The organism is Paractinoplanes atraurantiacus, from assembly GCF_900215205.1.
GTDB lineage: Bacteria > Actinomycetota > Actinomycetes > Mycobacteriales > Micromonosporaceae > Actinoplanes > Actinoplanes atraurantiacus.
In genome coordinates this window covers 145,313-157,785 of record NZ_OBDY01000025.1, presented here as the reverse complement: position 1 = coordinate 157,785, position 12,473 = coordinate 145,313, and the positions used below count along the sequence as shown (strand labels likewise).

Genomic DNA, 12,473 nt, shown 5'->3' with positions numbered 1-12,473 from the left:
ATCCCAAAGTCCAGGGCAGGTTACTCACGTGTTACTCACCCGTTCGCCGCTCGAGTACCCCGAAGGGCCTTTCCGCTCGACTTGCATGTGTTAAGCACGCCGCCAGCGTTCGTCCTGAGCCAGGATCAAACTCTCCAACAAAACTTGTGGAAAAAATGTCCCGGCAACATAAGTGTTGCCAAAGGAATCTCCCACCGACATCCAAAGACGCCGGCCGGGGTATTACTTAATTGGCACTGGCTTATCAAGCACCCTGTTGAGTTCTCAAAGAACAACCGCTACCCGGTTAACCGCCCCGGGGCACTCGCTCAACTTTACTAGGTCGTCCCGGCCGTGTCAACCGGTATCTCCCGGTTGGTGCCGATCTGCCCTAGTGCCTCCCCGTCCTGAAGCGCGCAGCATCGCTGCGATCCGCAGTTCGAAGGATTTGGCAGGACGGCCGTCAAGCGAATCGCTCCGCTTGCCTCGCCCGTTTCCCTGCCGGCTCGCAAAACATTACAGGCTCGTTCCCGGGCCGCCAAACTGGGTACCACTGTCTCACGTATGCGCAGGTCAGCGCAGCTAAACGGACACCGAGACGACGCCGTCGGCCACCTGGACCCGCAGCAGCGGCTGATCACTGGCGGCCGGACCGTGCACGACACCACCGTCGGTAAGCCGGAAGACACTCCCGTGCCAGGGGCAGACCACACACGCGTCCGTCCCCGAACCCACGACGTCGCCCTCACCGAGCGGCCCCGTCTCGTGCCCACAGGCCTCGATCATCGCCGTCACCCGGTCGCCCAGACGGTAGAAGAGCACGGGCACGTCCTCGACGTTCCGTACGAACGGCTTCCCCTCCGGCATCGACGCGAGCGATCCGACGACCGTGGGCTCGGTGGGGATCCGCGCCAGCGCCGGCGCCGCCTGATTCACGCCCGCCCCACGGGCGTACGACAAATGACCCCCGAGATAGGCACCCAGCCCGGCCACCGACAGACCGGCGAAGCTCAGCGCCCGCCCCGACCGTCCGCGCAGGCGGGCGACCAGCGAGGCCGCGTAGAGGCTGACCGCGATGGCGTTGGCCGACGCGTGCACGAGGCCCAGGCGCTGCCGGTCTTTCGTCATCTGAGACCAGTCGACCCAGCCCGCCGCGATCGCCGGCGCCGCGCCCGCCACCCCGACGAAGACCAGCGTGTTGGCCGCCCGCCGGGTGCCGGGCAGGAGATCGAGGATCCCGGACGAGATGAACGCGCCCACCGGCACCTGCACCAGCACCGGGTGCAGGGCGTGCCCCAGCCAGGTGCCGTGCAGCAGGTCGCGGAGCCGCTGCGGCTTGACCGCGGCGCTCACGGCAGCCTGCAGCTTCTCCACCACGGGATCGAGGGAGCGGGTCTCTTCGAGCCGGTTGAGGATCTGCATGTGATGGCGGTTCCCGATAGATGACGGGTGAAACGGGGTAACAGCCATTCATGACGGCGGTGGACAGGCTCGAGTCGGGTGATCACGCTTGCCTGACCTTCAGCGAGACGGAGGAACGGCTCGATCTGCTCGCCGCTTTCGTCACCGCCGGCATCCAGCAGGGTGAGCGGATTTTGTGCTTCACCGACGCGCTGAGCGTGGACGCTCTTCACCACGATCTGCGACTTCGCGGCGTTCCGGCCGAGGAGGAGATCCGGCCGGCCGGTGATCTCTGGTCCAGCGGCGCCTCACCGGACGCGTCGATCATGGTGCGGCGGCTCGCGGCGGAGCGGGACCGATCCCCGCGCGGTCTGCGGGTCACCCTCGACATGTGCTGGGCCGCCCGCCCTCAGGCCGGTGCCGAGCAGCTGCTCGTCTTCGAGAACGAGGTCGCCAAGCTCTTCGCCGACAGTGGCATCACCGCCATCTGCGAATACGACCGGGAAGCGTTCGATTCGGTCACTTTGGCGTACGCGTCCCGCACGCACCCGAGAACGGTGACCGCCACGGTCTACCACGAGGACGCGACGCTGCGGATCTGCCGCCAGCACGTTCCGCCGGGCGTGCGGGTCGCCGGCGAGCTCGACGGCGGCGGGGCCGGCGCCCTGCGGGACGCGCTGGCCGAGGCCGTGCGCCTGGACCCGGACGTGCACCTCAACCTCGGTCACCTGCGGTCCCTGGACGACGACGCGGCCGCGGTGATCGTGCGGGCCGCCTCCGGCCTGCCCCGCAACCGGCACATGATCGTGGTCAGCGACCGCCGGACCGGCCGTGCGCTCCGGCTGGCCGGGGCGCACGGCGTACCGAATCTGCGGCTACTGGAGAAGTCCCTCTAGCGCCGACCCGATTCCACGGTGGAACGTCGGGTAGGCCCAGATGGTGCTGTGCAGTGTGGACACCGGCACCGACGCGTGCACGGCCACCGAGAGCGCGCCGATCATCTCGCCGCCCGCCGGACCGGCCGTGGTCGCGCCGACGAGCACGCCGCCGGCCGCGACGAGCTTGATGAAGCCGTCGTTGCCCGGGCCGTGGATGAAGCCGCGCGTCGTCGACGACAGCGGCACGTAGCCCACCCGCACGTCCAGGCCGGCGTCGCGGGCCTGCTTCTCGGTGAGACCCACCGCCCCGATCTCCGGGTCGATGAAGGTGACCCGCGGCTTGGCGCGGTAGTCGGCGGCCGGGCCGCCCTGGCCGAGGATGTCGCGGACCGCGATGTCGGCCTCGTACATCGCCATGTGGGTGAAGGCGCCGTTGCCGGTGACGTCGCCGACCGCCCAGACCTTGTCGCCGGCGCGCAGCCATTCGTCGGTTTTCACGAAGCGCGCCGACGTGTCGACGCCGAGCGCTTCGAGGCCGGCCAGCCGCGCCGCCCGGCCGGTCGCCACCAGCAGTTTCTCCCCCGTGAGGGTCGAGCCGTCGTCGAGCGAGACGGTGAAGCCCTCTTCGTAGGAGACCTTGGTCGCGTGGACGCCGGCGCGGATCGTCACGCCGTCCGCGGCCAGCGCCGTCGCCGCCACCTCGGACGACTCCGGCTCCTCCATGGCGAGCAGCCGCGAGCTCCCCTCGATGATCGTGACCTGGACGCCGAACCGGGCCAGCACCTGCGCCAGCTCGACGCCGATGGCGCCGCCGCCGAGCACCAGGAGCGTCGACGGCAGCACCTCGAGCTCGACAACGTCGCGATTCGTCCAGTACGGCGTACCGGCCAGCCCGTCGATCGGCGGGATCACGGCCGAGGTGCCGGTGGCGATCACGATGCCGCGCGTGGCCACGTACACCTGGTCGTTGACCTGGACTTTGTTCGGTCCGACGGCCTCGGCCGTGCCGCGCACGAAATGCCCGCCCTTGCCGGTGAAGCGATCGACCGCGACCTTGTCGTTCCAGTCGTCGGTGGCGGCCTCGCGGATGCGTTTCGCGACCGGCTCCCAGTCGGGGGTGACGGTCGCGACGCCGGCCAGCCCCGGAATGCGCCACGCCTCGGCGATCGCCGACCCCGCCCGCACCATCATCTTGGTCGGCACACATCCCCAGTACGGGCACTCGCCGCCGACCAGTGTGTTCTCCACCCCTACGACGTTCAGACCGGCCGCGGCCAGACGACCGGCGGCTTCCTCGCCGCCGACACCCAGACCCATGACGACAACGTCGACCTCAATCTCGCCCATGGCTCCACCTAAGCATCTGCGCCCGTTACCGTGCCCCGGATGGAGGGCTTGATCGCACCAGGTTTCGAGGCCGTCGCCACGGCCTTCGCCACCGACCCCCGAGACGGGTCCGCTTTGACCGTTCTTCAGCAGGGCGAACCCGTCGTCGAGATCTCTGAGGGCTGGCGCGACACGGCGCGCACGCAGCCTTGGACGACGGACACTCTGGTCAATGTCTATTCGACCGGGAAGCCGGTCATCGCGGCGGCGGTCCTGCTGCTCGGCATCGACCTGGACAAACCGATGTCCGCTTACTGGCCGTCTTTTCAAGCAGCGGTTTCCGTACGGCAGGTGCTCTGCCACACCGCGGGACTGGCGTCGTTCCCGGTGCCACGCCCGGCGTCGGCCTGGGCGGATTGGGATCTGCTCTGCGCCGATCTGGCCGCGGCCGCACCGGCCTGGGAACCGGGATCGGTGGCCGGGGAGCACGCGCTGACGTACGGCCATCTGCTCGGCGCATTGGTGCGCCGCGTCGATGGCCGGTCGCCCGCTCGATTCGTACGGGAAGAAATCGGTCCTGACCTGCTCTACGCCCTGACGACGGAGGAACTCGGCCGCTGCGCCGAGCTCGAATATTCGTCGCCGTCGTGGCGCGAGGCGACGCTGGCGCGCTCGCCGATGCTCGCCAACCCGCCGGGCGCCTTCGACGTGGAAGTGGTCAACAGTCCGCTTTGGCGGCAGGCGACGATCCCGGCGGTCAACCTGCACACCACGGCGACCGCCGTCGCGCGCTTCTACGCCGGCCCTTGCGCCGCGAGCCTTCCCGTCCCTCAGTACACGGGCCCCGACAGGTTCATCGGCGAAGAGGTGACCTGGGGCTACGGCGTCCAGTTCGAGCCCGACGGCAGCTGGGGTCACGGCGGCACCGGCGGCTCGGCCGGCTGGTACGACCCCGCCCGCGACCTGGCCATCGGCTACGTCACCCGCCGCTTGGGCGACTTCGCCGCGGTCGACCGCATCGAAGAGGCCCTGCGGAACCTCTGATCAGAATCCCGGCTCGGCGCCGTCCGCCCGCATCCACGTCCGCAGCTGCCGCAGGATCGGCTCGGTGAGGCGAACCCCCTGGTTGGCGACGATGTCGAAGGGCGCGGTGTCGCGCGGGGACCCGCCGGTGAAGACGGCGACGAGATTGCGGAAACCCTGCCAGTTCAGCCACACCGGACCGCCGCTCTGCCCGTGAGCCGTGTCCAGATCGAAGGTCATCCGCGCCGGGTCGAGCAACCGGCCCGTGGAGAGCCACTGCGTCGATCCGCGATCCAGCCACTCCGGCATGTCGGGAATGTGCCCTGTGCAGGCGGCGAGCTGAGCCGGGGTGGCCGGCCCGCGCGCCGGGCGGTCCCGGCACTTGTCGATCGGATAGCCCGCGTGGTTGACCATGACGTTCTGTCTCCGCAGCCGGCGGAGCAGGTCCGCGTCATAGGCCCTGATGCGCGTGTTGCCGCCGAAACGAGGATGGCCCCACCAGCCCAGCGGAGGGGCCGGCAGCTGCATCGTGACCACCGGCGGAAATCTCAGACCCAGCGGCGTGTCCAGCGTCAGGAGGGCGAAGTCGCCCTCGGCAGGCCCGAACACACGCTGCGTGTTGCCGTTGGCCGCCTGCCGGTTCGCCGCGGCCCGCCACAGGGGCGAGACCCGGGCCGTCCGGACCGTGGAAGCGTGACCGAGCAGGTCCCGGTCGTTGCGGGCGGGTGCGACCTGCATGTTCGTCGACCAGATGTACCGCATGGGCAGCGCACTGCGGTTCGAGTAGTCGTCGAGAACGTTGTGGGCGCAGGTCAGCACGTGGCGTTCCCCGATCAGCGTGCCCGATCCCCGGACGGCGAGCCGGTCGGTGTTGCGGGGATCCGCCACTTCCCAGGCCAGGCAACAGACGAACCGGAACGGTATCCGGAGCGTGTTCGCGACGAGGCTGCGCTCATCGGGCGGGAAGATCTCGGATTCGCCAGGCCGAGTCCGAACACCGGGTCCGTATGTCATGCCCTGTCCGCAGCAAGATGCGGACCAGCCCGGAAAGCAAAACGTCCACCGTGCGTTTCCGCAGGTGGACGGTGCTCAGAGCCCGGCGAGAGGCCTGGTGGCCAGGGGCGGGGTCGAACCGCCGACCTTCCGATTTTCAGTCGGACGCTCGTACCAACTGAGCTACCTGGCCTTGGGTGTTGCGGTCCTGACGGGACTTGAACCCGCGACCTCCGCCTTGACAGGGCGGCGAGCACTCCAACTGCTCCACAGGACCTTGCTCTGTACTTCTTTCCTACCGGCTGGTGCCTCGGCATACCTTACACTGCCGACTTACCAGTGCCCCCAACGGGATTCGAACCCGTGCTACCGCCTTGAAAGGGCGGCGTCCTGGGCCACTAGACGATGAGGGCAACTCCGCCAGTATTGCACGTTCGCAATGCTTAGCGGCGTAGACCCCAACCGGGCCCCGCTTGAGGCTTGGAAAGCATACGTGATCGACGGCCCGGGCTCCAAACCGGTATCCCGTTGGGGGTCGGCATGGCTGTGAGCTGCTGGAACTCAGGCATTGGCGGCGGCCGTGAGGGTTTCCACGGCTGAAGTGAGGTCAGTGAGCTGGGCCACTCCGGCCGGCAGCTCGTGGGGCCAGCCGGGGCCGGCGGCCACGGTGAGCAGCGGCGGGTGCGCGGAATGCAGCACCCGGAGCAGCTGATCGGGGTCGCCGGTGCTGGGGGTCTGCGACCACAGCACGACCACTGTGGGCCCGGTGCGGGCGATCGCGTCGGCCAGGGCGTCCATGGGCACGCGGGGGCCCAGCAGGCGGCTGGGTACGCCGACCTCGGCCAGGGCCGCCGCCAGAGCTTCCAGCGGGAGCGTGTGCTGTTCCTCGTCGGCCGCGGCGAGCAGGATCCGCGGCGGCTGGTCCGCGGCGGGTGGGCGGGGCACCGCCCCGAGCACCTCGGTGACGGTCCGGGAGATCAGGTGTTCGACCTCCACGAAGCGGCGGGTGGCCTCGTAGCGTTCGCCGATGCCGATCAGGACCGGCATGGCGACGTGGTTCCAGGCTTCGACCACCCCGTCCTGGGCGATGGCGACCTCGAGGATGTCGCGCATCGCGGGCGCGTCCAGGCGCATGGCGGCCCGGGCCAGGCCGCGCGCGGCCGGTGACGCCGCGCCCAGGGGGATCGCCTGCCCGCCACCGTCACGGTGCGAGGGTGCGGGCGGAGCCGAGGCGGCCGAGACCGCCCACGCGGCGGCCTCGGCCGGGGCCACGCCCTGGGCGGTCAGCTGCTGCATGACCCTCAGGCGGTCCAGGTCCTGCTCGGTGTACCGCCGATGGTGCCCGGGCACGTGGGAGCTCGGCCCCAAGCCGTACCGCTGATGCCAGGTTCTCAAGGTCGTGACCGCCACGCCCAGACGACGGGCGACGGCACCGGCGGTCAGTCCCTCAATGGCCACCCGACCGCTCCGGCGGCGATGGGGACAGCGAAGGCGACAGGGAGAGATGCTCGGCCAGGCGGTTGGTCACTCCCGCGAGCCAGGGTGCGTACGCCCGTGAGTCGCCACCCAGCTCGTCGAGCAGTGCCGTGACGTCGACCCACCGCAGATCGGAGACCTCGGACGGATCGGGCGCCGGCCGGGCACCGGCCGGCAGGTCACCCAGCAGCACGTGGTCGTACTCGTACTCGACGCGCCCGGTGGCCGGGTCCTCCGCGTAGTACGCGTACACACCCACCTCGACCATCGGCACGGGCGGCAGGCCCAGTTCCTCGCCGAGCCGCCGGCCCGCAGCGACGGCGAGGTCCTCGCCGGGCCCGGGATGCCCGCAGCAGGTGTTGGCCCACCGGAGCGGGAAGCGCGTCTTCACCGCCGCCCGCTGCTGGAGCAGCACCCGGCCGGAGTCGTCGCGCAGGAACACCGAGAACGCCCGGTGCAGCTGCCCCGGCGCCCGGTGCGCCTGTTCGACCGTGGTCGATCCGAGCACCTCGCCCTCGGCGTCGACCAGCTCGACAAGATGCGACTCACGCGCCGTCACGACGTGATCCTCCCGGCTGCCAGCTTCCCCGAGATCAGGACCATCGGCACGCCCACGCCCGGCTGCGTGCCCGAGCCCGTGAAGACCACGTTCGGCAGCGTCGGATGCAGGTTGGACGGCCGGAACGGCCCGGTCTGGGCGAACGTGTGCGCCGCCGCGAACGGGGTGCCCGCGGCCATGCCCTGGTCGAGCCAGTCGGCCGGCGTGATGATCCGCTGCACCTCGATGCCGTCGCCGAAGCCGATGTAGCCGCGCTGCTCCAGCGTCGTGACCAGCGACGACGCGTACCGCTGGGCGAGGTCGCCGCGCCAGTTCATCGGGCCGGCCTCGAGGTTGGGTGCGGGGGCGAGCACGTAGTAGGTCTGCTTGCCGTCCGGCGCCACCGTCGGATCGGTGTGCGTGGGGTTGGTCACCAGCAGCGAGGGGTCGCTCATCAGGAGCCCCTTGTTGATCACCTCGTCGAAGGTGCCGCGCCACTGGTGTCCGAAGTGGATGTTGTGGTGGGCGATCTTGCTGTACGACCGGTTCGACCCGATGTGCAGCACGACGCAGGAGGGCGAGTATTTGAGGTTGCGCTGCCGCCGCGGCGGGAGGAGGTCGCGCTGGGCGATCGGCAGGTCGGGGTTGAGGACGACCACGTCGGCCGGGATGCGCTCACCGTCGGCCGTGATCACTCCGTCGGCCCGGCCGTGCGCCGTGGTGACCTGGGTGACCGTCGTGTCGTACCGGAACTCCACGCCGTGTTTCTCAGCCGCGCCGGCCAGCGCCTTGGGGACGGCGTGCATGCCGCCCTTGGGGAAGTACACGCCGGCGACCGAGTCGAGATAGGCGATCACCGCGTAGATGGCCAGCGCGTCCTGGGGCGCCAACCCGGCGTACATCGCCTGGAAAGAGAAGATTCTTTGAGTACGGGGGTCACGGAAGTACTGATTGATCTTCGGCTGGAGCCGGCGGAAACCGCCGAGGCCGAGCAGCTTCAGCAGGTTGAGGTTGACCAGGTCGACCGGGGTGTCGAGGTTGCGGTCGATGAAGTGATCGCGCTCGAGTTTCCACAGCTGCCGCGCGAAGTCGACGAACCGCAGGTAGCCGTCGGCCTCGCGGGGACCGCAGACACGGGAGATCTCGGCCGCCATCCGGACCGTGTCGGTCTTGACGTCCAACGTGGACCCGTCCGGGTAATAGGCCCGGTAGGCGGGGTCGATCGGGGTCAGCTCGAGCCAGTCCGACAGCTTCTCGCCCACGGCCGCGAGGGGTTCCTCGATCAGCTCGGGCATGGTCAGCACGGTCGGGCCGGTGTCGAACTCGTACCCCTGAAGGCTCAGCCGCCCGGCCCGGCCGCCCGGCACCGACTCGCGCTCGACGACAGTGACCTGGCGGCCGGCCGCGGCCAGATGGAGAGCGCAGGCCAGGCCGGCCAGGCCGGCGCCGACGATGACCACCCGCTCGGTGGGGCCCGTGACGGTTCGCATGGTGGACATCATGCCGGTCGGTGCGTAGCCCGCACCGCAAGCTCGATGAGGGCGGCACGCGCGTCCTCGTGCAGGGGAGCGCCGGCCAGCGCGGCGATGCCGTCGGCCACCCGTTCCTGGATCATCGCCTCGAGACGGGCCGGGGCGCCGGTGTCGGTTATCACTTGGGCCTTTTCAAGTAGGCCGCCGGAGCCGTCGGCGGGGTTGACGGCTCCGGCGGTGTCGAGGGCCTCTCGCTGTGCGGGAGAGGCGAGGCGGCGGGCCAGCATCAGCAGGGCTGTCGGCTTGCCCGACCGCAGATCGTCACCGGCGGGCTTGCCGGTGACCGAGGGGTCGCCGTAGACACCGAGCAGGTCGTCGCGCAGCTGGAACGCCTCACCGACGGCGAGTCCGTACTGTCCATATGCGAGATCGATCTCGGGGTGGGCGAGCCCGGAGAGAGCGAGGCCGAATTGCAGGGGCCGCTGAATCGTGTAGCTGGCGGTCTTGTGCCGGGCCACGAGCAGCGCGCGCTCGACCGACCACGACTCCGGCTCGGCCTCGCCGAGGACGTCGAGGTATTGCCCGGCGATCGCTTCGACGCGCATCCGGTCGTAGACGGACCGGACACCCTGCGGCGCCCGGGCCCGGGCCAGCAGTTGGTCGGCCCAGACCAGGCAGAGGTCGCCGACCAGGATCGCGGCGGAGGAACCGAAGCGCTCCCCGTTGCGGCGGCCGAAGATGCGGTGCGCGGTCGGGTGGCCGCGCCGGGTGTCCGACTCGTCCATCACGTCGTCGTGCACCAGCGCGAACGTGTGCATGAGCTCGAGCGCCGCGAACGCCGGGAGCACGGGCTCGATCGGCTCGTCCTCTCCGACGGCGCCGCGCCAGCCCCAGTAGGCGAAGACCGGGCGCAGCCGCTTGCCGCCGGCGAGCACCAGGTCGCGAGCCGTGCGGGCGAAGCCGCCGAGCTCCGGGTCGATCGAGTCGAGCGAGGCGGTCTGCGCGGCCAGAAAATCGGCCAGCGTGCCCTGAATCGCGTGGATGAGCGAGTGGGGGGTGGCGCCCTGGCGGGGTATCCCGCGGTGCCTGTTTCCCTCGAGCGTGTCGTTGGCCACGAGATTTACCGTACCCTAGCCTCAGGGTTGCGTCGATTCGTGCGTCGATTTAGTAGGAGAAAACGTGGATCTTGATCTGGCTGCGTCGTATGAGCGATGCCGCGAACTACACAAAAGGCACGGCCGCACCTACTACCTGGCGACCCAGCTCCTCCCCTCATGGAAGCGGCGCCACGTGCACGCCCTCTACGGCTTCACCCGGTACGCGGACGAGATCGTCGACCGCACCGAGGACCTGCCGCCGGTCGAGCGGGCCGCCCTGCTGACCGAATGGTCCGATCTGTTCGTGGCCGGCCTGCGCGGTGAGCAGGTCGACGACCCCCTGCTGCCCGCCGTGCTGCACACCATCGCCGTCTTCGATCTCGACGTCGACGACTTCGCGACGTTCCTGCGCTGCATGGCGATGGATCTCACGGTCACCTCGTACGAGACCTACGACGACCTGCTCGACTACATGGAGGGCTCGGCCGCCGTGATCGGCACGATGATGCTGCCGATCCTCGGATCGAAGGATCCGGTCGCCGCCCGCGAGCCGGCCCGCCAGCTCGGCTTCGCCTTCCAGCTGACCAACTTCATCCGCGACGTCGCCGAGGACCTCGACCGCGGCCGCGTCTATCTGCCCGAGTCGCACCTCTCCGAGTTCGGCGTCACCCGCCGCACGCTGGAAAAACGCCAGTCAACCCCGGCGATCAGAGCGCTCATCGAGTACGAGATCGCGCGCGCCCGGGAGCACTACGCGGCGGCCGCGCCCGGCATCCCGATGCTGGAACCGGCCTCGCAGGCCTGCATGCGCACGGCGTTCGCCCTCTATGGCGGCATCCTGAACGAGATCGAGGCGGCCGGCTACGACGTCTTCTCGGGCCGGGCCACCGTCCCCAACCGGCGCCGGGCCGCCGTCGCGGTGCGGAGCCTGCTCACCCGCCCCGGCACCCCCGTGCACCTGGCGGCCTGATGCGCACAGCCGTCGTCCTGTTCACCCGCGACCTGCGGGTGCACGACAACCCCGCCCTCGCCGCCGCGTGCGCCAACGCCGAACAGGTCGTGCCGCTCTACGTGCTCGATCCGGCCCTCGGAAAACTCTCGCCGAACCGGACCCGCTTCCTGCACCAGGCCCTGGCCGACCTGCGCAAGACGCTGCGCGCCCTCGGCGGCGACCTGGTGATCCGGATGGGCGACCCGGTGGCCGAGGCGATCGAGGTGGCGCGCTCGGTCGGCGCCGAGGGCATCGGGATGGCCGCCGACGTCAGCGGCTACGCCCGGCGGCGCGAGGATCGGCTGCGCCGCGAGTGCGAACGGCACCGGATCGCCCTGCGGCTGTTCCCCGGCCTGACCGTGGTCGACCCGGGATCGCTGCGCCCGGGCGGCGGCGGCCAGTCGTACCGCGTCTTCTCCCCGTACTTCCGCGTCTGGCGGGCGGCCCAGTGGCGCGACGAGGTGGCGGCGCCTTCAAAAATCACACTGCCGCAGGGTGTTGCGGTCGGCCGTCTGCCATCGCTGCCCGACGGCGAGTCGCCGGACGCCGCCGAGGGTGGAGAGACCGAGGCCCGGAAGCGGTTTTCCACATGGTTGCGCCATCTGGAGCCGTACGCCGACCTGCACGACGACATGCCGGCCGACGGGACGAGCCGGCTCAGCCCGTACCTGCGCTTCGGATGTCTGTCGCCCCTCGAGCTGGCCAACGCCGCGCGCGAGAACGAGCCGTACGTCCGGCAGCTGTGCTGGCGCGACTTCTACTACCAGGTCGCGCTGGCCTTCCCGCAGATCTCGGTGAAACCGATGCGCCCGGCCGCTGACTCATCTTGGCGGGATGATTCGGACGCCCTCCAGCACTGGAAGGATGGCCTCACCGGCGTGCCGATCGTGGACGCCGGGATGCGCCAGCTCCAGGCGGAGGGATGGATGCACAACCGGGCCCGGCTGATCACCGCGGCCTTCCTGACCAAACATCTCGGCATCGACTGGCGGCCGGGAGTGCAGTGGTTCTTCCGCTGGCTGCTCGACGGCGACGTACCCAACAATTCGGGCAATTGGCAGTGGGTGGCGGGCACCGGCAACGACACCCGGCCCTACCGGCGTTTCAATCCGATCCGCCAAGCGGAGCGTTTCGACCCGTCGGGCGTGTACGTTCGTCGCTACGTACCGGAGCTCAAGGGAATCGAGGGCGTGGCGGTCCACCAGCCGTGGCGGCTGCCGGCGGACGTGCGCCGCGGCCTCGACTATCCAGGGCCGCTCGAGTCGCACCGGGACGAGGCGGTCTGGCTACGGCCGTGAA

At 70.0% G+C, this 12,473-nt stretch carries 11 protein-coding genes, 3 tRNA genes and 1 rRNA gene; 4 read left to right on the top strand and 11 right to left on the bottom strand.

Annotation, left to right across the window (positions count from 1 at the left end; translation table 11 throughout):
- Both CRP55_RS38810 and CRP55_RS38805 read right to left on the bottom strand, forming a co-directional pair.
- Positions 1-141 (bottom strand): 16S ribosomal RNA (locus tag CRP55_RS38810); the annotation flags it as partial.
- A gap of 420 nt (positions 142-561) precedes the next feature.
- Positions 562-1,401 (bottom strand): Rieske (2Fe-2S) protein, encoded by an 840-nt coding sequence (locus CRP55_RS38805; RefSeq protein ID WP_097326985.1) that lies wholly within the window; start codon positions 1,399-1,401, stop codon positions 562-564.
- 50 nt (positions 1,402-1,451) lie between these two features.
- Between CRP55_RS38805 and CRP55_RS38800 the strand changes: the two genes are divergently transcribed.
- Positions 1,452-2,276 (top strand): MEDS domain-containing protein, encoded by an 825-nt coding sequence (locus CRP55_RS38800; RefSeq protein ID WP_097326984.1) that lies wholly within the window; start codon positions 1,452-1,454, stop codon positions 2,274-2,276.
- Here the strand turns inward: CRP55_RS38800 and CRP55_RS38795 are convergent.
- A complete protein-coding gene (locus tag CRP55_RS38795) occupies positions 2,256-3,605 on the bottom strand; it encodes a dihydrolipoyl dehydrogenase family protein (RefSeq protein ID WP_097326983.1) in 1,350 nt (449 codons plus the stop codon). The two genes, CRP55_RS38800 and CRP55_RS38795, sit on opposite strands and share 21 nt — an antisense overlap.
- Before the next feature lie 39 nt (positions 3,606-3,644).
- Here CRP55_RS38795 and CRP55_RS38790 point away from each other — a divergent pair, with 39 nt between their 5' ends.
- On the top strand, positions 3,645-4,628 hold the full coding sequence (locus tag CRP55_RS38790; protein WP_097326982.1) for a serine hydrolase domain-containing protein: 984 nt from the start codon (positions 3,645-3,647) through the stop codon (positions 4,626-4,628).
- On the opposite strand, the gene CRP55_RS38785 is transcribed toward CRP55_RS38790, so the two are convergent.
- The 8 genes from CRP55_RS38785 to CRP55_RS38750 form a co-directional block, all read right to left on the bottom strand.
- A complete protein-coding gene (locus tag CRP55_RS38785; protein WP_179855511.1) occupies positions 4,629-5,495 on the bottom strand; it encodes a trypsin-like serine peptidase in 867 nt (288 codons plus the stop codon). It abuts the gene before it with no gap.
- A 221-nt stretch (positions 5,496-5,716) separates the two neighbouring features.
- Positions 5,717-5,793: transfer RNA gene (locus tag CRP55_RS38780), tRNA-Phe, on the bottom strand.
- A gap of 10 nt (positions 5,794-5,803) precedes the next feature.
- A tRNA-Asp gene (locus tag CRP55_RS38775) sits at positions 5,804-5,877 on the bottom strand.
- Between the two features lie 63 nt (positions 5,878-5,940).
- Positions 5,941-6,013, bottom strand: a tRNA-Glu gene (locus CRP55_RS38770).
- Positions 6,014-6,161: 148 nt separating this feature from the next.
- Positions 6,162-7,058 (bottom strand): MerR family transcriptional regulator, encoded by an 897-nt coding sequence (locus CRP55_RS38765; RefSeq protein WP_097326980.1) that lies wholly within the window; start codon positions 7,056-7,058, stop codon positions 6,162-6,164.
- A complete protein-coding gene (idi, locus tag CRP55_RS38760) occupies positions 7,048-7,635 on the bottom strand; it encodes an isopentenyl-diphosphate Delta-isomerase (RefSeq protein WP_097326979.1) in 588 nt (195 codons plus the stop codon). The genes CRP55_RS38765 and idi overlap by 11 nt, the downstream gene beginning before the upstream one ends.
- Positions 7,632-9,104, bottom strand: a complete 1,473-nt coding sequence (gene crtI / locus CRP55_RS38755; RefSeq protein WP_097327000.1) for a phytoene desaturase family protein — start codon at positions 9,102-9,104, stop codon at positions 7,632-7,634. Before crtI ends, idi begins: the two co-directional genes overlap by 4 nt.
- An 8-nt stretch (positions 9,105-9,112) precedes the next feature.
- On the bottom strand, positions 9,113-10,201 hold the full coding sequence (locus CRP55_RS38750) for a polyprenyl synthetase family protein (protein ID WP_097326978.1): 1,089 nt from the start codon (positions 10,199-10,201) through the stop codon (positions 9,113-9,115).
- Positions 10,202-10,265: 64 nt separating this feature from the next.
- Here CRP55_RS38750 and CRP55_RS38745 point away from each other — a divergent pair, with 64 nt between their 5' ends.
- Together CRP55_RS38745 and CRP55_RS38740 are read left to right on the top strand one after the other, a co-directional pair.
- The gene (locus CRP55_RS38745; RefSeq protein WP_097326977.1) at positions 10,266-11,153 is read left to right on the top strand and encodes a phytoene/squalene synthase family protein; all 888 of its coding nucleotides are present in this window, start codon (positions 10,266-10,268) and stop codon (positions 11,151-11,153) included.
- The gene (locus tag CRP55_RS38740) at positions 11,153-12,472 is read left to right on the top strand and encodes a cryptochrome/photolyase family protein (RefSeq protein ID WP_097326976.1); all 1,320 of its coding nucleotides are present in this window, start codon (positions 11,153-11,155) and stop codon (positions 12,470-12,472) included. The genes CRP55_RS38745 and CRP55_RS38740 overlap by 1 nt, the downstream gene beginning before the upstream one ends.
- The last annotated feature ends 1 nt before the right edge of the window (position 12,473 follow it).

Bases quoted from the DNA above. Each gene is read 5' to 3' on its own strand.
- CRP55_RS38805 (WP_097326985.1), bottom strand. From the start codon at position 1,401: ATGCAGATCCTCAACCGGCTCGAAGAGACCCGCTCCCTCGATCCCGTG.
- CRP55_RS38800 (WP_097326984.1), top strand. From the start codon at position 1,452: ATGACGGCGGTGGACAGGCTCGAGTCGGGTGATCACGCTTGCCTGACC.
- CRP55_RS38795 (WP_097326983.1), bottom strand. From the start codon at position 3,605: ATGGGCGAGATTGAGGTCGACGTTGTCGTCATGGGTCTGGGTGTCGGC.
- CRP55_RS38790 (WP_097326982.1), top strand. From the start codon at position 3,645: ATGGAGGGCTTGATCGCACCAGGTTTCGAGGCCGTCGCCACGGCCTTC.
- crtI (WP_097327000.1), bottom strand. From the start codon at position 9,104: ATGCGAACCGTCACGGGCCCCACCGAGCGGGTGGTCATCGTCGGCGCC.
- CRP55_RS38740 (WP_097326976.1), top strand. From the start codon at position 11,153: ATGCGCACAGCCGTCGTCCTGTTCACCCGCGACCTGCGGGTGCACGAC.